17 protein-coding genes are annotated in these 22,160 nt (G+C 43.5%); 2 read left to right on the forward strand and 15 right to left on the reverse strand.

Annotated features, from left to right (window positions below; translation table 11 throughout):
• Positions 1-14: 14 nt before the first annotated feature.
• The 7 genes from ACXACN_RS12120 to ACXACN_RS12150 form a co-directional block, all read right to left on the reverse strand.
• On the reverse strand, positions 15-911 hold the full coding sequence (locus ACXACN_RS12120; RefSeq protein ID WP_474964735.1) for a PIG-L deacetylase family protein: 897 nt from the start codon (positions 909-911) through the stop codon (positions 15-17).
• On the reverse strand, positions 908-2,434 hold the full coding sequence (gene murJ / locus ACXACN_RS12125) for a murein biosynthesis integral membrane protein MurJ (protein ID WP_474964736.1): 1,527 nt from the start codon (positions 2,432-2,434) through the stop codon (positions 908-910). Before murJ ends, ACXACN_RS12120 begins: the two co-directional genes overlap by 4 nt.
• A gap of 756 nt (positions 2,435-3,190) precedes the next feature.
• On the reverse strand, positions 3,191-5,572 hold the full coding sequence (locus tag ACXACN_RS12130) for a cell wall-binding repeat-containing protein (protein ID WP_474964737.1): 2,382 nt from the start codon (positions 5,570-5,572) through the stop codon (positions 3,191-3,193).
• A 20-nt stretch (positions 5,573-5,592) separates the two neighbouring features.
• Entirely contained in the window at positions 5,593-6,468 is an 876-nt protein-coding gene (locus ACXACN_RS12135; RefSeq protein WP_474964739.1) for a hypothetical protein, read from the reverse strand.
• 34 nt (positions 6,469-6,502) lie between these two features.
• A complete protein-coding gene (locus tag ACXACN_RS12140; protein ID WP_474964741.1) occupies positions 6,503-8,728 on the reverse strand; it encodes a cell wall-binding repeat-containing protein in 2,226 nt (741 codons plus the stop codon).
• Positions 8,729-9,317: 589 nt separating this feature from the next.
• Positions 9,318-10,028: a WecB/TagA/CpsF family glycosyltransferase gene (locus tag ACXACN_RS12145; protein ID WP_474964742.1), complete on the reverse strand. Its 711-nt coding sequence runs from the start codon at positions 10,026-10,028 to the stop codon at positions 9,318-9,320.
• 12 nt (positions 10,029-10,040) lie between these two features.
• Positions 10,041-11,318 carry a nucleotide sugar dehydrogenase gene (locus ACXACN_RS12150; RefSeq protein ID WP_474964744.1) on the reverse strand — a complete coding sequence of 426 codons (1,278 nt, stop codon included), beginning with the start codon at positions 11,316-11,318 and terminating at the stop codon, positions 10,041-10,043.
• A 499-nt stretch (positions 11,319-11,817) separates the two neighbouring features.
• Here ACXACN_RS12150 and ACXACN_RS12155 point away from each other — a divergent pair, with 499 nt between their 5' ends.
• Positions 11,818-12,834, forward strand: a complete 1,017-nt coding sequence (locus tag ACXACN_RS12155; RefSeq protein WP_474964745.1) for a GNAT family N-acetyltransferase — start codon at positions 11,818-11,820, stop codon at positions 12,832-12,834.
• 38 nt (positions 12,835-12,872) lie between these two features.
• Here ACXACN_RS12155 and ACXACN_RS12160 read toward each other — a convergent pair whose 3' ends face one another.
• The 8 genes from ACXACN_RS12160 to ACXACN_RS12195 all read right to left on the reverse strand — a co-directional run bounded on the left by ACXACN_RS12160 (position 12,873) and on the right by ACXACN_RS12195 (position 20,459).
• Complete coding sequence (locus ACXACN_RS12160; RefSeq protein WP_474964747.1) at positions 12,873-13,958, reverse strand: glycosyltransferase family 4 protein; 1,086 nt, start codon at positions 13,956-13,958, stop codon at positions 12,873-12,875.
• Positions 13,959-14,532: 574 nt separating this feature from the next.
• Positions 14,533-15,096, reverse strand: a complete 564-nt coding sequence (locus ACXACN_RS12165) for a hypothetical protein (protein ID WP_474964748.1) — start codon at positions 15,094-15,096, stop codon at positions 14,533-14,535.
• Between the two features lie 63 nt (positions 15,097-15,159).
• A complete protein-coding gene (locus ACXACN_RS12170; RefSeq protein ID WP_474964749.1) occupies positions 15,160-15,399 on the reverse strand; it encodes a helix-turn-helix domain-containing protein in 240 nt (79 codons plus the stop codon).
• A 292-nt stretch (positions 15,400-15,691) separates the two neighbouring features.
• Positions 15,692-16,882: a helix-turn-helix transcriptional regulator gene (locus tag ACXACN_RS12175; RefSeq protein WP_474964751.1), complete on the reverse strand. Its 1,191-nt coding sequence runs from the start codon at positions 16,880-16,882 to the stop codon at positions 15,692-15,694.
• 83 nt (positions 16,883-16,965) lie between these two features.
• A complete protein-coding gene (locus ACXACN_RS12180; RefSeq protein WP_474964752.1) occupies positions 16,966-17,103 on the reverse strand; it encodes an anti-repressor SinI family protein in 138 nt (45 codons plus the stop codon).
• A gap of 269 nt (positions 17,104-17,372) precedes the next feature.
• A complete protein-coding gene (locus ACXACN_RS12185; protein WP_474964754.1) occupies positions 17,373-17,828 on the reverse strand; it encodes an IDEAL domain-containing protein in 456 nt (151 codons plus the stop codon).
• Between the two features lie 225 nt (positions 17,829-18,053).
• On the reverse strand, positions 18,054-19,760 hold the full coding sequence (locus ACXACN_RS12190; RefSeq protein ID WP_474964755.1) for a phospho-sugar mutase: 1,707 nt from the start codon (positions 19,758-19,760) through the stop codon (positions 18,054-18,056).
• Between the two features lie 456 nt (positions 19,761-20,216).
• On the reverse strand, positions 20,217-20,459 hold the full coding sequence (locus ACXACN_RS12195; RefSeq protein ID WP_474964756.1) for a hypothetical protein: 243 nt from the start codon (positions 20,457-20,459) through the stop codon (positions 20,217-20,219).
• Between the two features lie 408 nt (positions 20,460-20,867).
• Here ACXACN_RS12195 and ACXACN_RS12200 point away from each other — a divergent pair, with 408 nt between their 5' ends.
• The gene (locus tag ACXACN_RS12200) at positions 20,868-22,160 is read left to right on the forward strand and encodes a homoserine dehydrogenase (RefSeq protein WP_474964758.1); all 1,293 of its coding nucleotides are present in this window, start codon (positions 20,868-20,870) and stop codon (positions 22,158-22,160) included.

A 22,160-nucleotide genomic window follows, 5' to 3' on the forward strand; every position in this document is an offset into this window, starting at 1 on the left:
TGTGCACCTCTTTTCTATGTTGACTGGGAATATGTTTTTCTATATAAATCTTTCTTCATGGCGTAGTTCTTGAAAATGGCCCATAACAACGTATCCGTCCGGTTCACCTGCTTGAAACTGCGCGGGAAATTGTACTCCATTTTTTCCAACGTTTCACAATGATTGATGAAACCGCTGCGATCCCATTGGATGAAGCCTTCTGCGGTTCGAACGTTTGGCTGAGCCAGCTTTCCCTTGTATTCATTCAACCTTAGAAACCCATCGAACGCGATTGCCTGTGAGTCGAACACCTCTGTCGCTTCGACTTTTTTCGCATGTTGGGCCGACGTATCGACGAGTACGTTGATGGCACTTGGTGGGAAGGCACAGTTGATTTCATACATACGGACCTTCCCTTGGAAGTCTTCCATCTCCTGAAGCGTATCGCTCAGCAGTTTCGCTGTCGCCGTGTGATCGACATGGGCATCTATATAAGGCGTGCAGTAAATCAGATCCGGCTGAATGGTGGTGATTTTTTCTTTCAACAGCTCGATGCTTTCTCTCGTACTCTTCACTTGTCCGTCCGGCTGGTTCATGTAGGTGACGCTCGCTAGGCCAAGGATGTCCTGAACTTTGTCGATTTCATTGCGTCTCAGCTCCATCAACTCTTCCACACTTTGGTCAGATACACTTTTTCCCCCGTCTGTGATGAACAGGCAGTGCACGTTCGCCCCCTGGTCCGCATGCTGTCTAAGCGTCCCTCCTGGCCCGATGGTCTCATCGTCCATATGAGGAGCGAGAACGAGCACGTTGTTTACTTTCTCACCCTTGACTGCATCCATGTCCCCATTGTAATGCCTGCCAAGGATTACGTTCGTGACCGGAGCATTGACGGGTCTTACAGCGTTCATGAGAAGCTCTTTTTTATTCATGAGGCTCCTCCTTTCTTTTTGCGTTTACGTACTTGATTCAATAAGAACAAAAAGGCGTCCGCTTTTAATACAAAAGCCGTTGCTGCGAAAGCGGCTGCACCTACAATGGCTACTAGGATAATCTGGACAAGATTCGGCATGTTGCCGATTCCCTGCTGCAGCCCAAGAACCGCTCCACTCATGACGAGTGCTGCCGCTGTAATTTTGGCATAATCGATCGTAATGTACTTGAAGTTGAGTCCACCAACAAGTTTCACGAACACGATCAGGCAGGCCCCTGTATAGAAGAGAGCCATCAGAGAAGCAGCAAGCGGGATCCCTAAGTATCCGAGCCACTCAGCGAAAATAAAGTTGAACACGATGTTTAATAGGATCGAACCCAGGCTGATGATCAAAATCAGGTGGCCTTTTTTCATGGTGTAAAATCCTTTATTGATGATGTTATTCAAACTGAAGAACAACACCGATCCGAAGTAAAAGTAGGCCACTTGTGATGTCGCAGCTGTCGCTGAATTGTTGAACGCTCCCCGTTCATAAAAAAGCTCGATCAGATTCGGCATCAACAGCATCATACCGATGATCGCAGGCAGAAGAACGAGGTACATCGTGGTGAGACCTTTCTCAATCCCTTTCTTAAACTGCCCTGTATCGTTCGTCGTAATCGCTTTGGAAAGCATAGGGAAAATGATGGTCGCAATTGTCACGCCAAAAATCCCTTGAGGCATATGCACAAGGTTCTTTGCGTAGTTGATATACGTGACGGCCCCTTCCCCCTGGTAACTGGCGAAAATAGATCCCACCATCAAATTCACCTGACCGACCGCTACCGTCAATCCGACAGGAAGGAAGACCCAGTAGAACTTTCTGACTTCAGGCCAATCCATCTTTTGTTTCAGTGACAGCGCCCTTTGCGGCACGACAATGAAAGATTTGAAGATCAATGAGAAAATCGTTCCGGCCAGGTAACCAAAGGCAAGCGAATACGCTCCGATTTGATTGGCAAACAGAAAAGCTCCTAGAATGGAACTTAAAATGACGATAATCTGGGAGACGATCGATAAAGCGAATCTGTTTTCCGCATCGAAAAAAGCTTCTAGGACGGAGTTCATCCCGACAAAAGCGATACAAGCGAAGAAGATCACCGTCACCCATGTCGCAATTTCTGTCGCTTGTCCGCTGAAATCCGGATAAAACAGACGAATCATCAGCGGGGCGAGGACCATTCCGAGTATGGAAAAGACCAACGCCAAACCAGCCGTTCCCTTGAACACATGTCCCAAATGGGATTTGCCACGTTTTTCTTCTTTGGCATCGATATAACTTGGCACGAGCGCGTTCTTCATCCCATTCTGCATGAACAAGATCAGCATGTTCGGGATGATGAAGGCAGCCAAATACGCATCGGCGACATAACTGTCACCGAAGTAATAGGCGATGACCATGTCACGGAGTAGTCCGGACACTTTCAGGATCAGGGTCGCGCCGATAAATAGTATGCTTGCTAAGCCTAATTTTGATTTCAATTTCTAACCCTCTCTTAATGCAAAACCACTGGAGTAGAATGCTATGTATAACTATAGTCCATACTTTTCGATTTTACCATAACCTTAATGGAATCGTAATCGTACAGTCATATCTTTTCCATGTTCATACAATTCCACCACAACTTTGCACCCACTCCTCCTTCCCTTATTCCTTCTTTTTTAACCTTCCATATATGATTCTTTTACTCCCCCCGTACTTTGATATGAGTTCCCTATGGTGGAAGACCGTGTTTCGAGACGTTTGTGAGAGGTTTTAGGGGCTCCGGGGGATGACTCGCTTTCCGCGGGAGCGCGGTGAGCCTCCTCGGACTGCCGTCCTGTGGGGTCTCACCAAGCACTCTCTTCCCGCAGGAGTCTCCCCATCCCCCTTCGCCCCTTGCCATGAAAAAATTCTCGAAACCACCTACAAATAACAGGAGATCTAACGCTTGAAAATTCTTTAGATGAGAAAGTCTGAGTATATGATTTGCAGCAGAACTCGCTTCTATTATATAAGGAGATTTCGAGTCCTTCATATGGTAGAGGGGCGGAGGGAAACGATGAGACTCCTATGGGACGTGTGGGACAGGCGAGACCCCGGAAGGCTTAGCCTGAGGAGGCTCACCGCCCGCCCCATGGAAAGCGAATCTTTTCCCGCAGCCCCTAATCTCTCATAAGCATCTCGAAATCAAACTTTAAATAATAATTTTTGATACAAAAAAACGACCTTCTCGAGGAAGGTCGTTCTTTGTCTGTTTAGCGGATGTGTAGAAGCTCATTAGCTGTTTGATCAGAAATGGCTGCATCTCCACCTAGGTAATATTGCTTCGGACTGATTGGAAGTCCTTTCATGTAGTTACGAACACTTGATGGTACGTGATCTGTTTTTGTCAAAAGGATTGGAGATTCATAGTTAGCGGCAAGTGGTGAAGCTGCCAGCGCGTCTACAAGTACGTGGCCTCTTGCGAAAAACACGTCTTCGATTCTGCGATCGTTAAAGTAACGTTCGGCAATTTCGACACTTGTGCTGTAACGGTCTTTACCAGATACACGTTCTACTTCACTCACGACTGACTTTAGCTGTTCTTCGACTTTCTTATGAACCGCTCCTGATCCACCGATGATCGTCGCTTTTTCTACGCCATTTTCTTGAATGAACTCCACGATGTGGTCTTCAAGTCGATAAGGCAGTGTCAAAAGGATCGGTGTATTTTCTTGTCCTGCATAAGATGCGATGGACAATGCATCCGGTGATGTCTCATCGGAGGTCGTGATGAAAATTTCATCGACATTTACTTGGCTGCTCAGTTCATCAGCGACTTCGTATGCTGTTTCGAACCGGGTTTTACCAGAAAGGCGAACAACATTTCCAGCGCCGTATTCATCCTTCAATTGTGTTTCAACAGAAGAAGAGACCGCCGCCTCACTTCCAAGCAAGTAAATCTTGGAAGGGCCCATCCGTTTCAATTCTTTGTTCACGGTTTCAGGCAGTTCGTCTGTCTGAGTCAAAAGAAGCGGGGCATCGTAATAAGAAGCAAGCACGCTTCCTGTTAATGAATCAATCGGCAGATCGCCTCGACCGATGACCGCTGCATCAGGGTTGTTCCAGTGCCATCCGAAATTGGACAGGGCTGCACTCGTTTCATAACGATTGATCCCTGAGAGGCGGTAAGAGTTCGGCTGCTTTTGTTTAGACAGGTAGCTTGAAGCTACATATCCTTTCGTGCCACCCGCTGTTTCAACCGGGTACCACATCCAGTGTTGGGTATTGCTGTCTGAACCTACTGGAACATCTGTGACTGTCAGTGCATCCCCTTGGGACAGTCCGGTAATGACTTGACCGTTCGGAGATTGACGCATATTCAAACTTCCTGCGGTTACATAGACCTTCTCCCCTGTACGGAAGTAGTGCTTGGACGTGTGCACAGGTCCTGTTGTTTCTACATTATCGACACCAAATGAAAGCAGTCCATCTGATGATGGGTTCAGTTTGTGTGTCGGGAATGGAGTCAAATTTAGTAGTCCATAACTCTTGATTCGGTTGAAAATTTTCTCCTGATACGCGATATATCCGTTCGCGATTGGGTCGTTCCTTTGAGATAATCCGTTATACGCGAGAATGGCAAAGTACCAGTTCTCGATCACATCACGATCCGCATTGTTAACGGTTGGAATCAATTCATGTTCCGCATAATTCCACTTCGTTTCAAGGATTTTCAAACCTTCACGGATATTGTAACGAATGTCTGTTGCCAATTTCGTAATTTCTTCCTGACGTTCTTCATCATTATCGATGAATCGGTAGTCCGACACCTGCATGATACCGATGCCGATACAGTCATAGCCAAGCTTCAGGTTTGTTCCGTCCCAGGCCATTCCGCGGGTCTTCTCTGGGGTACATTGGTTTTCGTAATGTTCAACAGGTGTCCGCTCTGATCCCCAATATTGCTGCCATCCACTTTCCTGGAAAGCGATCGCTTTGACAATTTCAGGTGGGATATTAAAGTCCTTAGCTTCTTCTGTGAGCATGCGATTGATCTCCGCATAGCTCGGGTTTTTATATTTTTCATCGACTTCTGTACTGCTTTGGGTAGTGACCTGACTTTGAGCAGTCATCTTCTCCTGCCCTTCTCGTTTCGCTACCTCACCATTTCCAATCGTGAAGACATCCTCCAGCATCGCTGATGGTTCTGTGCTGATGTCTCCCTCATTATATTCTGGATAGGAGATTTTCAACTGCTCTCCTTGAACGTCCATCGTCGCTCGATCATAATTCGGAGACTCATAGACTTTCTCTATTCCATCTGGGTTGATTTGGTAGACGTCAAAATACAAGCTGCTTGCCGAGCCTTCCGCTCGATAAATCACAACGAGAGATTCTCCCCCGACAAAATGCACATCTGTGACTTCAGCCAATGATTCCACTTCTTCTACAACCGTTTTTCCGTTTTGTTCGATATCAACCGTTGTCTCGAATTCATGCCTTGTGACATTGACTTCCGTCGTTTCATTCAACTGAATCGTTGCCTTGCTATCCTCTACGACCCATGCCTCTGATTGCTCGGCATTAATCGCAGCGGGGACCAAAAGACTTGTAGCTAATAGCACTGAAGTTGAAGTAATTAGTTTTCTTAACATTCATACCGTCCTTTGCAGTTTTACTTGATTTCCATCAATTCAGAGTTCATGGTGTACCCATTTTCTCCTTTGTTGACGACCTTCTCTTTGACGAGTCCATAGTCAGGAGCATAGTGGAAAGTAGATCGTACTTCCGCTCCTGTTGAATCTGCTTTTTCAATCTTCTGTACAACTAAAACGTCCTCAAAATCACGGGCTGGTGTACTTGTTGACTGTTGCTGATCAATGATCTTAAAGGAACTATCGCTTTGGCTTGATTGAGTCACATCCATCAGAACGTCTACCGTTTCTACCGGCTTGAAGCCATCAAGCATGCTTTTCGTATCTTCAGGATTAAACTCTTCATAGACAACTGATACCGTTCCTTCTGTCCACTGCAGGACTTGAAGGGTAACCATATCTCCGAATGTGATGACTTGTTGAACAAGATCACCCTGGATATCTACGATTTCATATACGGCTTCAAACTCATCATTCTGCATGAAGGTCTTCGTCATTGGCTGTTCTGGCATGTAAGCTTTCAACCCAACGTTAGAAGCCTTTTCTTCTTTCGCTTCCTCTTCTTCAGAAGAACTGTCATTACCAGAAGCTACGACCGTATCTTCTTCACCAGATTCTTCGGCTGTTGTGTCTTCTTCTGTCTGCTCTTCTGCAGCTTCTTCCTCTGATTCATTTGAAGCTGTATCATCGTTCTGTTCTTTACTTTCGCTTTCTTCTTCCCCCTCGTTTTCCGAGCTTTCAGGTTGATCTGTAGTCTCTGTATTCTCAGGCTCTTCAGGGGTTTCGGAAGCATTTTGTTCGGCCTCGCTACTTTCCAAGCTTTCCGGATCTACATCTGCTCCGCAGGCACTCATAATAAAAGTGACGGACAGCATGATGGTTAACAGTTTCTTCATTGACACCTCTCCTTTGCTGTATCAAGATGCGTGCTTATTTGAGGTAACCAGCAATTTCATTCCGTTGAGCGTTGTCAACGACACCTCCGATGACACGAAGGTTTTGAACCACATTTTCCGTTCCGTACCAGTTCAATGTTTTTTGAAGGTCTGCATTCAAGTCGCCCCCTACTAAGATAAGTGGCGCTTTCGTACGGGCTGAAATCGCTGATGCAGTCAAGGCATCAGGATAATTGCGTCCTGTTGCTACAAGCATGGTGTTCGAACGCATATCATCTTTGAAATAATCGATCGTTGCAGCGACTGTTTCGTAACGGTTGATTCCAGACAGTCGGACGACACGATCGCCACCGTTATGCTCAACCAATGTCTCTTCGACTTCTTCTGAAACAACGGCTGTACCGCCAAGAATAGCTACTTCTTTACCGTGCAGGAACTCAAGGCTTTCTTCCGTGATCTTCTCCTGGTTTGTCAAAACGATGGCCCATCCGTTGGCTGCTGCTACGGAAGAGGCTTCAAGAGCATCAGGGAAACTTGTACTAGAGGCGACAAAGACACCCTCGACATCAGACAAACGTTGGTTGATTTCCAGATTCGATTGAATTCGATCCTTTCCGGAAATACGTTCAACGGACAAGTGACGGCTCAATTCGTTTTCAACGTTTTCTGATATGGCATTGGTTCCACCAAGAATTACGACTTTATTCGCGTTTAGCCTTTTCAGTTCATCTACTACAGCTGGGTCCAGACGATCATCTCGATTTAATAGAATCGGTGCATTGCCAAGCTCAGCTGCGAGCGGCCCTGCAGAAAGAGCATCCGCAAATTCAAACGCTGTCGCCAGGACAACCGTACGCTCTCCATCGTTATCGAAACCGTTCGGGTAAAGACTCTTGGAAACTTCAATGGCTGTCTTGATTCGATCTTTCCCGGCAAGCTCTGAAGTGTTGAACGTATACTGATAGTCAGAAGACGTATGATCCCATACCACTTCTTCTGTTGTTATGTTTCTAACTTTCGTATTCTTCCATTCTTCCGCATAGGCAATTGCTTTTTCCTCACGGTAGAATGTTTTCAAGACACCTTTTTCTGAATGAACAACTTCAAATTCTTCATTTAAATAGTTGCTCCAAATCACTTCGTCGTCTTCTTTTCCAATGACAGCTGTGTTCTTCCAGTCACCTGCATAATCCAGTGCTTCTTCCAAACTGTGTGTCTCAATCAGGAGCCCTTGGGATGAGTGGACAACTTCGTAAGCTTTGGTCAAGTAATCGGACCAGATGACTTCCCCTTGTTTGTTGTCTACGACTCTTACATTACTGAGCTCTTTCGCAAACTCGACGGCATCATTTCGGGAAATGAACAGGCGATCTTTGGATCGGTCAGACTTATGATAGACACCGTATCGTTTACTCATATTTTCATAGATGATTTCCTGCTCGTACTTGTCGAAAACATACCCATTGTCCATGTTTTCTGCATGGTGGATCGCATCTTCTTTATCACTTGTCAGTTTAACTTTCTTACCTTCGTGGTCGAATACCTCATATACGCTGAAATAACGATCCACGGCTTCGGTCACCGATTGGACGGCTTTTTTCTGAAAGCTCTCTGTCTTGATAAGCTTTTCTTCTGTCGGGTTTGACATGTAGCCAAACTCCAGCAAGGCTGCCGGCATAACCGCTTTTCTTGTTACGTAGAGGTTACTTGGAACCATCCCTCTACCTTCTCCAAGCGGTGTTCCATCTAGGATGTGACGGTGCATCGTCTGTGCTAAACGCTTACTTTCTGGAGCGTATGCAATCTGCTCCGGAGAAGGCGTGTATGTAGAACTTCTATTGCTCATATCAAAATAATACGTTTCATACCCTCTCATGTAAGGATTAGATGGAAGGGCATTGGAATGAAGGGATAGGAAAATGGCATTATCATGATCCCCATCCGCTGCTTCATCCGAGATATCTACTCTTGCCTGCAGATCATCATGCAGATTATAAGCGAAATGGCTGTCTGTGGTGCGCGTCATATGTACGTTATAGCCTTTTGCTTTCAAAGCATCGTAAAGTTTTTCTCCAACTTCGAGGTTAAAATGCTTTTCGTAATATCCTGTAGATCCACCGGAATAACCTGTCGTTCCTGAGAACCTCCCTCCATGTCCCGGGTCAATAACAACCGTCTTCTCTGCATGGGCTTCCGCTGCAGGATAAAGAACAAAAAGAGTAAAAAGCGCAAAGAATAGCAACGTGTACAGTCTTTTCATAATTTCCTCCTAATAGTGAAATATTTTCATAGTTTTTTGTAAAGGATCCAATGGCCGATTGATTTGTTTTTGGGGTACCACCTCAGCTGACTTTGTTGAATTTTCGATGTTTTGTTCGGGTTGTGTATGTAAGTTTTAGTTTATTTAATATCGGGTAGTGTAATAGTAGGGAGTATGTGTTGAAATCACTTGTAAAATGAAACAAGCACCCATTCGAAACATCATAGACTCTACCTACCTTTTCAAAGATTCATAGAAGAGTCTTCTTATATGTATTATCGGACGATTCAAAACGATTGTTGAACGGACCCGGAAATTTTTATCAATTTATAGATGTTTTGGAACAATTATGTCGAATAAAGTCATTCTCTTGACAATATGTAATTATATATAACACAAATGTAACTAACAACCGTTCCTTTATGAACTTTCCTAAATTTTCTTTAATCCCTCCAAAAGTATCATGCACCTTCTGGAAAGATTGTACTAGATTTGTATAACTAAAGAGATGGACAGCGCTTTCACTATGTCTGAACCATTTTTTCCCAAACAAAAAGAGCAGCTGCTTAATCAAGCAGCTGCTCTTTTTTTATTTATCTCTCCAAACTTTCAATAGAAAAGCAGGGAGTTTAATTTGTCTTTTAATCCGCCAAGGTTCAATGATCAGTCGATACAACCATTCCAAACCGAAGCGTAGGAAGAAGGCAGGCGCTCTTTTGATTCTCCCTGAGATGACATCAAAAGATCCACCCACACCCTGAAAGATGCTGACATCCAATTCATCCATATGGTCGACAATCCAATATTCCTGCTTCGGGCTGCCTAGGGCGACGAACAGAATATCCGCCTTGGATTCGTTGATGGTCTGGATGATTTTTTGTTCATCTTTCTCATAGCCGTCAATGACTCCGGCGATTTTCAATCCTGGGTATTTTTGAATCAGCTCACCTTTTGCTTCTTCTGCTATCCCAGGCTTCGCTCCATAGAGGAAAACCGACTTGTCATGTTGTTGTGCCTGTTCACAAAGGGTAAGCAGCATGTCAATGCCCGTCACGCGTTCTTTGATGTTCCCCCGCTTCAGACGGGACGCAATTAAAACGCCGACCCCATCAGGGATTTGATAGGTCGCTTTATTCAAGAGATGCTTCAAGTCCCCATCATGCTGGGCTTTAAGAATCTTCTCCGGGTTGATGGCCACGATAAACGATTTACGCTTATGGTTAATGTCTTCGACTACATTCTTTTTTAATTGTTCGTATGAATAACTGCTGACATCCACACCTAAGAACTGCTCTTTCATATAGTCACCTTTTTATACATTCTTGGAGTCGCCCAGACGCTTCGTTACGAAACCGGCTTCTTTCCAGTCATCGAGATTCAAGCAATTCTTTGTATCAAGAACGACACGATTGCCCATCTTTTCTTTTACAAAGGAAGCATCAAGGGTCTTGAATTCATTATGATCGGTCAATACAACTAGAATATCAGCTCCATTCAATGCTTCTTCCATATCCTGCGTCTGATTGGAAGCGATATTCTCTTTAATATGGGGATCATAAGTTGTAAAACTGATGCCTCGCTCCACAAGCTCCATGATCACCTTCAAGGAAGGACTCTCCCGATGGTCATCGATGTTCGCTTTGAATGACAATCCAAAAAGGGCCACCTTCGGATCCTGGATGAATTGATCTTTCATCAGCTTCTCTACTTGATCTGCTGTGTACCGCGGCATGTTGTCGTTGGTATGACGCGATAGTCGGATGATTTCGGATAGTTCTGGCTCAAGCTCTGCCAGGAACCATGGATCCACCGCAATACAGTGTCCACCTACACCAGGACCTGGCGTATGAATATTGACACGAGGATGGTAGTTGGCAAGCTTGATCGCTTCCCAGGAATTCACTCCGATGCGGTCGCTGATCATCGCAAGTTCGTTGGCAAAAGCAATGTTCACATCACGGTACGTGTTCTCAATGACCTTCGCCATTTCAGCCGTTGTAGCATCCGTCAAGTGGATGTTTCCTTTAACGAAAGACTCGTACAATTCCTTCGTCATTACAGAAGATTCCTCATTGATCCCGCCGACGATTCTGTCATTATCAACGAGCTCTTGAAAGACCTTTCCAGGAATGACACGTTCCGGTGAATGGGAAACGAACAGCTCTTTCCCAATATCAAGGCCGGTCTGCTCAAGAACAGGAAGCATCACGTCTTCGACTGTACGTGGAGGGACGGTCGATTCAAGAATAACCAGGTTCCCTTCCTTAATGAATGGAACGATCGCTTCTGTTGCTTTGCGTACATAATCAAGATTGGCTGTTTTATCTTCCCTGATTGGGGATGGAACAGCAATCACGAAAACATCCGCTTCTTCAGGTTCCATGGATGCTTTGAAATTCCCAGCATCCACCGCTTCCTCCAAACGTTCCTGCAAGCCGTTTTCTTCTATATGAAGCTGTTTCGCGTTGATCATTTCTACAGCTTTTTGATTCACGTCCACCCCATGGACCTTATGCCCATGGATCGCAAACATAACTGAAGTCGGCAGACCAATATAACCCAGGCCAACCACACACAGTGACTTTTTCATACAACAATACTCCCTTTCTCTTGCACCTACACCTTCGTAGACATATATTCTATTAAAAATTACTGGATTCATCGATTCGTTCATTCTGTTCTTCATAGCATTCGTAAAAAATTGAAATTTATGACGTTCGGTACCATTCATAAGTTAAAAACTACCATGAATCGTCTTATACCCTTCTTCCCTCACTGTTTGTCTCTTTAAACGTTAGTAAAGAGTCAGACACCCAAACTTTTCATATAAAATGGGAGAAAGTGAAGGTATAGCATTGATTCCCTTTTTTCACTCCTTATTTTTCAGGAAAGGGAACAGTCGCTAAAACGCGGTCTGGCAAGTGAATGCTATCCACTACTCATTATATCTGATTCCTTACCCGTGCGCTATTCCTGCTCCCTATCTTAAATGAAAAGTCAAAAAATTGTAATGATCCAGTCATGCGCGGAAAAGTTATTTTTTGATATACTCGTATGAAGTATGTTTCATAAAGAAAGGACGACACGCCATGACAGTTCGACGTTACCTTAAGGGTGATGAGGAACAGATTCAAACTCTATACACAAAGACATTCAACCATACACGCACATTGAAGGCATGGGAATGGAAATTCAAAGAAAATCCTAAACAGGACCGCCCTTTCATTCTAGTGTTTGAAGAACAGGGGGAAATTCTCGGCCATATCAGCTTATGGGTAACAGATGCCTACTTAAATGGAAATAAGAGCAGGGTTGGCCTACGTGTGGATACGATGGTGGACCCGGATGCACGCGGAAAAGGAATCTATAAAAAACTGAATGACGCCCTCTTACTGGAGGCGGAACGTGATGGAATCGATTATCTATATGGTTTCCCTGCTCCGAAAGCAAAAGAATTATTCTTACGATATACAGGAGCGAGTCATCTCACGGATATGCCTCGCTGGATGTTGGTCCAAAAACCGATCCACCTGCTCGCTTCAAAATTTTCACCTATGGCCATTTTGAAGCCCTTGGATAAAATCTTCGAGAAATTGAAAAGCCCAAACATAAAACCATCAGGTTATGAGATCAAAGAAGTCCAACGCTGCGATGAAGCTTTCGATTCTTTGGCGGAGAAAACCAAAAGGACCGCCAATGGATTAGTAGTGAGGGATGCCGAATACTTGAACTATCGATATTTCGATCACCCTGAATACAACTATAAAATGCTCGGACTATACGAAGATGGGCAATTGCTTGGTTATGTTGTTACCCATAAACAGTCCAAGTCCTTCAACAACGGCATGTTGGTAGACTGGCTGGCCTCAGACGAAAAACTATGGCCCGTGTTATTAGCCGCTGCCCGCAAAGAGTTAGAAGACATGGATGTACTGCAATCATGGGCATTACCTCAAAGCATTGCAGCCAAAACGTTAAAAGATGAAGGATTCCTGCATAAAGACAGCCCCATGCCTCTTGTAGGAAAAGCCATCGACCCTGCTTATACAACGATGGATGATGCCGATCAATGGTTCATTACACCAGGAGATGTAGACTCCTATTAAAAAGAAGCACGTTGACTCCCATGGTCAACGTGCTTCTTTTATCCTTTTTCTTTATCCTTTTCTCTTTGCCTCTTGGAGAACAATCCGATCACCGGGCGTTTCCCACGATAAACCACACCTGTCATCTCTGCGAACAAATGAAGCAGGAAGAGGATCACAAGCGTGATAATCAATGAAATTCCGAAAGACGTAAGGGAGAACAACAGGGCTAACAAACCAAAAACAGCGCTGAAAGCATAAATGATTAAAACAGTGGCTCTATGACTGAAGCCCGCCTCAAGAATCTGGTAGTGGATATGTTTGTTATCCGGCATCATAATTTTCTGTTTGTTGATCAGCCTGCGGACGATCGAAAACAACGTGTCAAAGACAGGAATAGCCAACACAATAATCGGAATAACAAAACTGAAAAGCGTAACGTTCTTAAATAAACCAACCATAGAAATGACAGCCATGGAGTAACCTAGAAACAGGGAACCAGTATCGCCCATATAGATGGAGGCTGGATGAAAATTATGGAACAGGAAACCAATATTGCTGCCGATGAGGACGACACACAAGTACACAATGGCCACTTGTGGTTCAATCGCCAGGGCCATCACAGCTATACTGATCAATGAAATGGTCGAAACTCCTGCCGCGAGCCCGTCCAAACCATCAATCAGATTAATCGCGTTGGTAATCCCGATGATCCATAGAAACGTAAGAATGATACTAATCGGATCATTTAACGACACCATGCCAATGAATGGGATGCTCAGCACATCAATCTTCAAACCGGAGAAGATCAGCACACCCGCTGCGGTCACTTGACCCAGCAGCTTAAACACAGGGCGAATTTGATAGCGGTCATCAAACAGACCTGTTAATACGATAATGAATGCCCCTATACAAATAGGAATCAGATAAGGGATGTCCGGACGGATGTAAAGCATGCCCGCCACGGCACCGCCAAATATTGCGAGTCCCCCCATACGCGGGGTGATTTCTTTATGAATTTTTCTCATCTCAGGATAGTCCATCATTTTCCATTTCACAGCGAGTTTCATCACAGGGAAAACAAGAATGAAACTAACACTCATTGATAAAACGATTGCAATTATAATGTCTACGTAAATATTCATAATAGTCCTCACTTACATCTTAAGTTTCCTCTGAGCAGTCTAAATCATAACATAGGAGGTGGAGGCATAGTCTCTTATGTACATATGCACACAAAAAACACCGCTCACCTGATCCACTGTGGCGATGCTTTTTGATTATTGTTGAAGTTGTTCAATCAATTTATCAATGACTTCCTTAGAAGTTAGCAACTCGGCATCTTCTGTCTTCTGAATAATGTTTTGCAGCACATCTTTTAAATTTTCCATGCTTTCCACCTTTTCTATTCGTTTACTCTATGTCCTCTATTTACTTAAACGTTCGTCATTAAACGACTTTTTCTGTCTGTTTTTCTATGTAACTCTTATCCTATTAGACGTAACAGCACTAAAAAAGTTTCAAAATATGATTATTTCCGGGGAAATATGTTAAATCTTTCAATCTATCTCTTATCTTATACTATTCTTCCGCATAATTAAATAAAAAATGTCAGAATATAATATGAACGATGAATAGTTTCCGTGTGGGTAAACGTGGACAACCGATAAAAAAAGACCAGGCCGGCCATAAGACATGGCCGGCCTGGTCTTTTCACGCTTACGAAACTGTGCTCCACGTTCGTTTGAGAGTCTTCAAGTGATAGCTGGTTCTGCTGAACCGATGGATATGTTTTTGTATCACTTCCCCACCTTCTTGGTAATAGGTGAAAAAAATGACCGCTGGATGATGGAGGGAATCATAAAAAAAGAGAGGATTGAAACTTCTATTCCACTTCCCAAAATTCCACCGATGAAATAGATCCAGTTCTCTCACGTATGCGTCATCAATGATGGCTTGCTGGATCACGTCGGCTTCCTGATCACTGTAGGCTTTAAGGTGATGGTAGCAAACAGCCGCCTGCAAATAGGAGAGTGGAGATTCATCCCCTGTAATCCCTGCCATCCATTCAGGATCTCTCCCTTCGTCTTCCTCATGTTCCGCATAAACACAACCGTCCCGCCGCAACAAATTCCATCCTGCCTTCACACGCAACTGGGAATAGTGTGAAACCACCGCATTCAAACTTAGTGATTCCTCAGGTGGATTCATGAAAGACGGGAGAGGAGAAGAACAAACGTTTTTTTGTGCCGCGTCCCTAGTGAATATGGTTTTGTTTCTCATTCTCCTCCTCTCCTTCCCTTTTGAGTTCCAGTTGTTGGTCATCCATTACTCTCCTACACCCACTCATCTGGTATCTTCCTCATCATCCTTCATATGCGCATACTTGTGTGTCAACAATTCCTCCAGAGGAACTTCAAGGGTCTTGGCTAATTTCCCCATGACAATAAGTGATGGGTTGGTTTGCACCCCTCTCTCAATATTGCTGATGTAGGATTTCGACACCCCTGATTTTTTTGCAAATTCATTGACCGAAAGATTTTTACCCGTTCTTAATACGCGGATCTTCTCACCGATAGGGGTCATTACCTTTCCTCACTTTCATAAACTTGACGTATGGATATGATTTTTTGTTCTTTATTAAGAATATTATAATATGAAAGTTCTTTAAAAGAAACAATTAATTCCTATATTGAGAACATTATATACGTAAATCTTATTATTTTCCTCTTTTTTCCTTTATGCATGACTCATTTTAAAACGCGAGGGAAAACATGGAGGATTCTGACGATTGCAGCAATGAGATACTCACTTCTACTTTTTTAAGTCAGGGGCGTTTTTCTCCATAAAAAAAAGACGAATGGGTTCTCATTCGTCTTTACTCTTCGTGCACTCTATATTTTTGCCTGAACTCTTTCGGCCCTATTCCTTCTATACTTTTGAAGACCCTGGTGAAGTAGCTTTGACTGTTGTAACCAAGCAGTGTACTTATATCCATGAGTGAATGGGGGCTGATACAGAGCAGCTCTTTGGCTTCCTTGATTCTCTGTTGATTAATAAACTGCGTAATGGAAACCCCTTTTTCCTTGGCAAAGACCCCTGATAAGTAATTGGGGTTCACCTTAAGTGTTTCAGCGATGGCTTTCAAAGTTAGATTCTTCGTTAGGTTTTGAAAAATATACCGCTGCGTTCGTTCAACCAATGGAGAATACAACACATGATCGCCGCTTTTTCGTATGCGCTCCAAAAAAGAATATAGAATGTTCGCCTCCAATGCCTTCAGATCTTCTGCCGTTTCTCTCGCTTCGAGAAAATTGATATAGAAATCACATAGAGAATCAATTTCATCATGCTGACTCCCTTTTTCCACACACAAATGACCTAATTCAGAAATCAAGCGAATCAGTTGATTCTTATGCTTACGAATATCTTCCGCATCGATTAGCTTTTCTCTGAGTTCTTGATACTCCTCAATCGCCTCTTCATCGCCGTTCTTAAATAATTCAATGAATCTTTGTTTGGAAGCTACGGTTTCAGTGTAAGAAGAAAGTGTTTGAGTGTACGATTGATACTGTTTGTGGATTTTTTCCTGTTCAAAACCCGGTCCTGATCGGTTCTTACGTTTCGGTAATAGTTGGCTTAGCAACCGCTTGAGCGAACTGATCTGCACTTGGTTGATTACTGGTAGCTGGTCAAAATAATTAACAAATTGTTCCTCCAGCTCAGCACCCAGCTCGTTCATGACGAGATTCATTCTCACGTGTTTTCTCAACATTTCCTGCTGCAGAAATGGCCCGACCCCTACAACTAATTCCTTTCCATCATCATCCAAGCAAGGATATAGGAGGAGGTGTTGATGGTAGGGATCTGTATATAATTGCAACGTAAACGGACGCTTTCTACTTTCTTCAATGTAAGTATTATGTATTTCTGTGAGTACTTCGGGTGGTTTTTTAAAACTATCTGGAAAATGGTACACCATTTTACTACGTTCATTAAACAACAATACAGGGGTTTGAATGGCTATAGAACAATCTTTCAACAAGTTAATAAGCTCATATTTCCTCATATGGACCTCTCTTTCTTCCCCATCTATAGACTCAGTACTTCTATATCATGTCAAAAAAAGAACACCCTTTCAAGTACAGGGTGTCAAACTGTTTTCTTTTGTTTCTGGTTATTTTGCAAAAAGCGTTTGACTTCTTCCGTGCTTAATCCCAGCTGTTTTGCTTCCTTTATAAGAGAAACCCATTCATCATCCAACTTAAACTTCGCAGGCAGCATCTTCATCCGGTCACCCTCCCTAAATTGGTCAAATTGATGAGGTGAGCCTCCAGAACGGCTATGACCGCCGTCCCTATAAGCTCTCATGTTCATTATTCGTGTTCTTCTATGTACTATTATAATGGATGGAAAAGGATTACAATTTAAAAATTATCATTATTTTTTCACATATCTCACTTAATTTTTCTGAAATTTCATAAAGTTATTGTAACTTTTTGTAGAATAGTATCCATATAAAAAACACCCAGGCATGAGAAGAACATACCTGGGGATTTTCACGTGTACATGTCATTCCATTTTTCAGTGAGAAGACGGAAGGCGTCCTCATCATTCTGATCGATCGCCTTGTCGATGAGGCGTCGAAGGTTGTTTTTTTCTAATTCACGGATGATTTCCTTCACTTCTTTAGATGATTGCTGACTGATTTCGATCCCCTCTTCATAATACGGCGACACAATCGAATGAAGGTGCTTGATAAACTCAGGAACTTGCAGTAAATCAGAGACAGAAACATAGACCATTTTCTTGCCCCTTTGGAAGACGAATATATCGAAAACGTTATGCACCCGTTGACGATTGCGGTCGATTATAATTTCTCTTGATTCCATTGGGATGAACTGATACAACTCGTTGTCAATGAGTAGCGAAAAGTACTGGTAGGCTAGAACGACGCGAATGAAACGTTTGTCTTCTTTAACATAGTATGGTTTTAGCATTTTTATGTTCAACATGGGCCCACCCCTTTTTTCATTAAATCTGAATTTTCAGTATTTTATTCTATTATCGCGCATTTGTCAACAAAATGAAAGCGATTTATTAGGAATAGGCGTAGGTGTATGGTTGTTTTGAGAGGGAAGGTTGAATTGAGGATTCCCGGGGTGAGTAAAGAAGAAAGATTTTTTCAGACAAAAGAAAAACCCCGATGCCTTAAAATTTCGCATCGAGGTTTTGTTTACTTAAATAAGCGCGTGCAAGCGTTCGTTAACGGTGGCTTTCACAGCGGCCAACAGTTCTTCACTTTCTTTTCTAGTGCCGGATTTCACACCATAATAAAACTTAATTTTCGGCTCTGTGCCTGATGGGCGTAAGCAGAACCAGCAGTCGTCTTCAAGGATGAACTTGACGACATTGGACGTCGGAAGATCAATTTCCTCTTCGGTTCCGTCCTGGACGTTTTTACGAATCGTTGTCGCGTAATCTTCGATAGCAACAACACTCTTTCCACCCGCTTCTTTGATCTCTGCGTTCCGGAAATCATCCATAATCGCCTTGATCTGGTCAGCGCCTGATTTCCCTTCAAGCTTCATGGACTGAAGATCCTCAAGGAAATAGCCGTGCTTTTCATACAACTCATCCAGCGCATCCAGCAGCGTTTTACCTTGGTTCTTCCAATGCGCGCCAACTTCCGCTGCAAGAACAGCAGCCTGGACAGCATCTTTATCGCGCGCAAAGTCTTTTACAAGATATCCGTAACTCTCTTCATAACCGAACATGAATGTATGCTCGCCTGTCTGTTCGTATTCACGGATTTTTTCACCGATGAACTTGAATCCTGTCAGAGTGTCCAGTGAGCGAATGCCATAAGAGTTCGCAATGACACGACCGAATTCAGACGTCACGATGGTCTTGATTAATAGACCGTTCTTCGGCAGCTGCTCGGATTGACCAAGAATGTAATCCAACAACAGTGCGCCTGTCTGGTTCCCTGTAAGGACAACATACTCTCCATCTTCATTCGGGACAGCGATTCCAAGACGATCCGCATCAGGATCTGTCGCCATCAACAAGTCAGCACCGATGGTTTTTCCTTGTTCAATCGCCATTTCGAAAGCCTGATGTTCCTCAGGGTTTGGAGATGCGACCGTAGAAAATTCAGGATCCGGCTTCGCCTGCTCTTCCACAATGTGAATTGAAGTGAACCCACTTTGTTCCAATCCTTTTTCTACGAGGTCACGGGCCGTACCGTGCAGAGGTGTGAACACGAGTGATAAATCCTTCTTGATATCGGATTGGACAGTAACACCTTTGAGTGCTTCAAGATAAGCCTCATCCACCTCAGCATCGATCCAGCGAAGAAGACCTTTTTCTTCAAGTTCCTGCTGATCAGCCGCTTCTACCTTCAATTCGTTTTCCACTTTGTTCACAAAATCGATCATGATTTCTGCCTGCTCAGGAGGAAGCTGACCGCCGTCCTCGTTGTAGGCTTTGAACCCATTGTATTCCGGAGGGTTGTGGCTTGCCGTTACGACCACACCTGCTGCTGCGTTCAAGTGACGGACAGCAAAAGATAATTCCGGTGTCGGTCTTAAGGATGTGAATACGTAAGAAGGGATGCCGTGATGACCAAGGACACGAGCGGTTTCCACTGCGAACTCCTTAGACATATAGCGGGAGTCATAAGCGATCGCTACGCCCCTGTTGGACAAGCCCTGATCGTTGACATACGTAGCCAGACCTTCGGCTGCCTTTCGCACCGTGTAAATGTTCATGCGGTTTGTTCCTGGCCCGAGTTTCCCGCGCATTCCACCGGTCCCGAATTCCAGGTTCTTGTAGAAAGCATCTTCCAAAGATTGCTCATCTGATGTTAGTTCTTCTAGCTTTGATGCAAGATCTGCATCAAGTTCGGTAAATTCTTTCCAACGGTTGTAATCATTTTTCCACATGCACAACACTCCTTCGTGATTATTTTCATTAATATTTTTAGGGAAGGCATTTTCTAAGAGTGGAATTCGACTAGTAAAAGGTATGGTAGCCATGCATAGATTCCTACTCGTTCTTCTCTAGTTCTTTTCATTCGCCACCATGTACTTAAATTCCTGTTTTTTCTACGCATTTTGATAGAAATCTTTTCATTTTCTTCCCTTTTCATATGGAAAGCTATGACACTATGTAACTGCTATCATTGTACCATTTAAGTATGTGGGAGGTGCCATGGAAATATCTGTATGACCTGGTACTCCTTTTATTACCACCACCACATTCCCACCATTTTATTAACGATAGGAGTTAGGTGTGGAAATATTTGTATGACCTGGTCATCCTGTCATTACCAAAAGAAAAAGAAGGCCGCTGTGGATGAGGCTAGCGGCCCTCTTTTTCTTTTGCTTCATATAAAGAGTTTAATCTGTGGGGAAAAATTTAAGTAGATCGTTTCTAATCTCTATGCATATGTCTAAATCCATCGTCTCTTTCTTTTCTTTACGGACGCGATATACGGTCGCTCTTCCTTCTCTAATAAATTCATCTTCCCGGCCACGTATTCTCCATTTTTGCATGAGTCCCCTTACAAATTCATCATAAACTTCAAGATTCTTAGGTAATAATGGAACGTCAGGTATTTCCTCCTGTGTATAAGTATCCATTTATGGTTTCACCTCCTCTTACACACCATTTAGTTATAAAGTAACTTCCATTATTAGTCAATATATCCTATTATTTTCAAACTATCTTTTTTGTAAACTTTACAATCTATTATCCTAAGAAAGCGATTTTCAACCCTGAAAGTTATTCTAAAAGGGTCTTTTCTAAACAAAAATGATATATAAAGTTAAATTTATATGTTTTGTTAATGTAATGTAAAAGTTCCCTATTTCCCTGTTTGAAAAAGTTTTACGGTCTGCAACCTTCCATATATTGTTGTACCAGGTCATACATATTATGGAAAATAAAAATAGTCTAATAATTCACTCTTGTGCTTCAATTTCCTTTCCGTTACAATGTCCTTTATACAAAGAATAATGTTTATTTCAAGTAGACAAGGAGTGTGAACGATGAATAAAGCCATTACCGTAGGACTACTAGGACTTGGGACGGTCGGAAGTGGAGTGATTGAGATTCTCCGCGATCATAAAGAACGCATTGAACATAAGACAGGGTGTGATGTCACGATTAAATCTGTACTTGTCAGTGACATGTCTAAGCCCCGCGAGGTTCCGGCTGATACCCAGTTGACGGATCAGTATCAGGATATTACGAGAGATCCGGAGATTGATGTCATCGTAGAGGTGATGGGCGGGATCGATCACACGCTTACTATATTATTAGAAGCGATTGAACATGGAAAACACATCGTGACGGCCAACAAGGATCTTGTCGCCCAGCACGGCGAGCAGCTGTTTGAAGCGTGTCAAAAGCACAACTGTGACTTGTATTATGAAGCGAGTGTGGCCGGAGGTATTCCGATCATCCGTTCAATTATGGATGGCCTGTCCTCCGATCGTATTACAAAAATGATGGGAATCGTCAACGGCACGACAAACTATATTATGACGAAGATGGCGCAGGACGGCGTTGATTTTGACAGCGTCTTGAAGGAAGCGCAGGATCTTGGTTTTGCAGAGGCGGATCCGACTGCTGACGTGGATGGTCTGGATGCGGCAAGAAAGATGACGATTCTATCAATCTTAGGTTTTTCTATGCCTTATCGTTTAGAAGATGTGGATATTAAAGGGATTCGCGGCATTTCTTCTGATGATATTACCTACGCAGAAGAGCTGGGCTATCGCATCAAGCTCATTGGTATTGCGGAAAATGACAGCAATGGGGTTTCTGTTAGTGTCGAACCGACATTGCTACCCATTCAACACCCGCTCTCTTCTGTTAATGATGAATTCAATGCGGTTTATGTGTATGGGGATGCCGTCGGTGAAACGATGTTCTACGGACCAGGGGCCGGTAAACTTCCGACAGCCACTGCCGTTGTAGCTGACTTGATCGCCGTGTTGAAAAACATCCGCCTCGGAACAACGGGGACAGCTTATGTGCAACCACAGTTCCCTAAGCAGGTGAAAACGAAGAAAGAACAGCTGACGAAGAAATATATCCGCCTTCATGTCGACGACAAGGCAGGTATGTTGAACGACTTGACGAACATTTTTGCTCAATACGACCTGTCTTTTGATCAGTTCACTCAGCGTTCTACAGAACAGGATGGTGAAAGGGAACTGATGATGATCACCCACCAGGTCAGTGAGGAAGATTTTGAAAAAGCGATTCAGGACATTGAGGCGCTCGATTCTGTCAGAAGCATCGACAGTATATTCCGCGTTGAAGGAGGAAACTGA

The sequence above is a fragment of the Halobacillus sp. AWM4_238 genome (assembly GCF_056158265.1).

Bases quoted from the DNA above. Each gene is read 5' to 3' on its own strand.
- ACXACN_RS12155 (WP_474964745.1), top strand. From the start codon at position 11,818: ATGACAGTTCGACGTTACCTTAAGGGTGATGAGGAACAGATTCAAACT.
- ACXACN_RS12200 (WP_474964758.1), top strand. From the start codon at position 20,868: ATGAATAAAGCCATTACCGTAGGACTACTAGGACTTGGGACGGTCGGA.
- ACXACN_RS12120 (WP_474964735.1), bottom strand. From the start codon at position 911: ATGAATAAAAAAGAGCTTCTCATGAACGCTGTAAGACCCGTCAATGCT.
- ACXACN_RS12180 (WP_474964752.1), bottom strand. From the start codon at position 17,103: ATGAAGATGCTGCCTGCGAAGTTTAAGTTGGATGATGAATGGGTTTCT.
- ACXACN_RS12170 (WP_474964749.1), bottom strand. From the start codon at position 15,399: ATGACCCCTATCGGTGAGAAGATCCGCGTATTAAGAACGGGTAAAAAT.
- ACXACN_RS12160 (WP_474964747.1), bottom strand. From the start codon at position 13,958: ATGAATATTTACGTAGACATTATAATTGCAATCGTTTTATCAATGAGT.
- ACXACN_RS12165 (WP_474964748.1), bottom strand. From the start codon at position 15,096: ATGAGAAACAAAACCATATTCACTAGGGACGCGGCACAAAAAAACGTT.
- ACXACN_RS12135 (WP_474964739.1), bottom strand. From the start codon at position 6,468: ATGAAGAAACTGTTAACCATCATGCTGTCCGTCACTTTTATTATGAGT.
- ACXACN_RS12175 (WP_474964751.1), bottom strand. From the start codon at position 16,882: ATGAGGAAATATGAGCTTATTAACTTGTTGAAAGATTGTTCTATAGCC.
- ACXACN_RS12185 (WP_474964754.1), bottom strand. From the start codon at position 17,828: ATGTTGAACATAAAAATGCTAAAACCATACTATGTTAAAGAAGACAAA.
- ACXACN_RS12150 (WP_474964744.1), bottom strand. From the start codon at position 11,318: ATGAAAAAGTCACTGTGTGTGGTTGGCCTGGGTTATATTGGTCTGCCG.
- ACXACN_RS12195 (WP_474964756.1), bottom strand. From the start codon at position 20,459: ATGGATACTTATACACAGGAGGAAATACCTGACGTTCCATTATTACCT.
- ACXACN_RS12130 (WP_474964737.1), bottom strand. From the start codon at position 5,572: ATGTTAAGAAAACTAATTACTTCAACTTCAGTGCTATTAGCTACAAGT.
- ACXACN_RS12145 (WP_474964742.1), bottom strand. From the start codon at position 10,028: ATGAAAGAGCAGTTCTTAGGTGTGGATGTCAGCAGTTATTCATACGAA.
- ACXACN_RS12140 (WP_474964741.1), bottom strand. From the start codon at position 8,728: ATGAAAAGACTGTACACGTTGCTATTCTTTGCGCTTTTTACTCTTTTT.
- ACXACN_RS12190 (WP_474964755.1), bottom strand. From the start codon at position 19,760: ATGTGGAAAAATGATTACAACCGTTGGAAAGAATTTACCGAACTTGAT.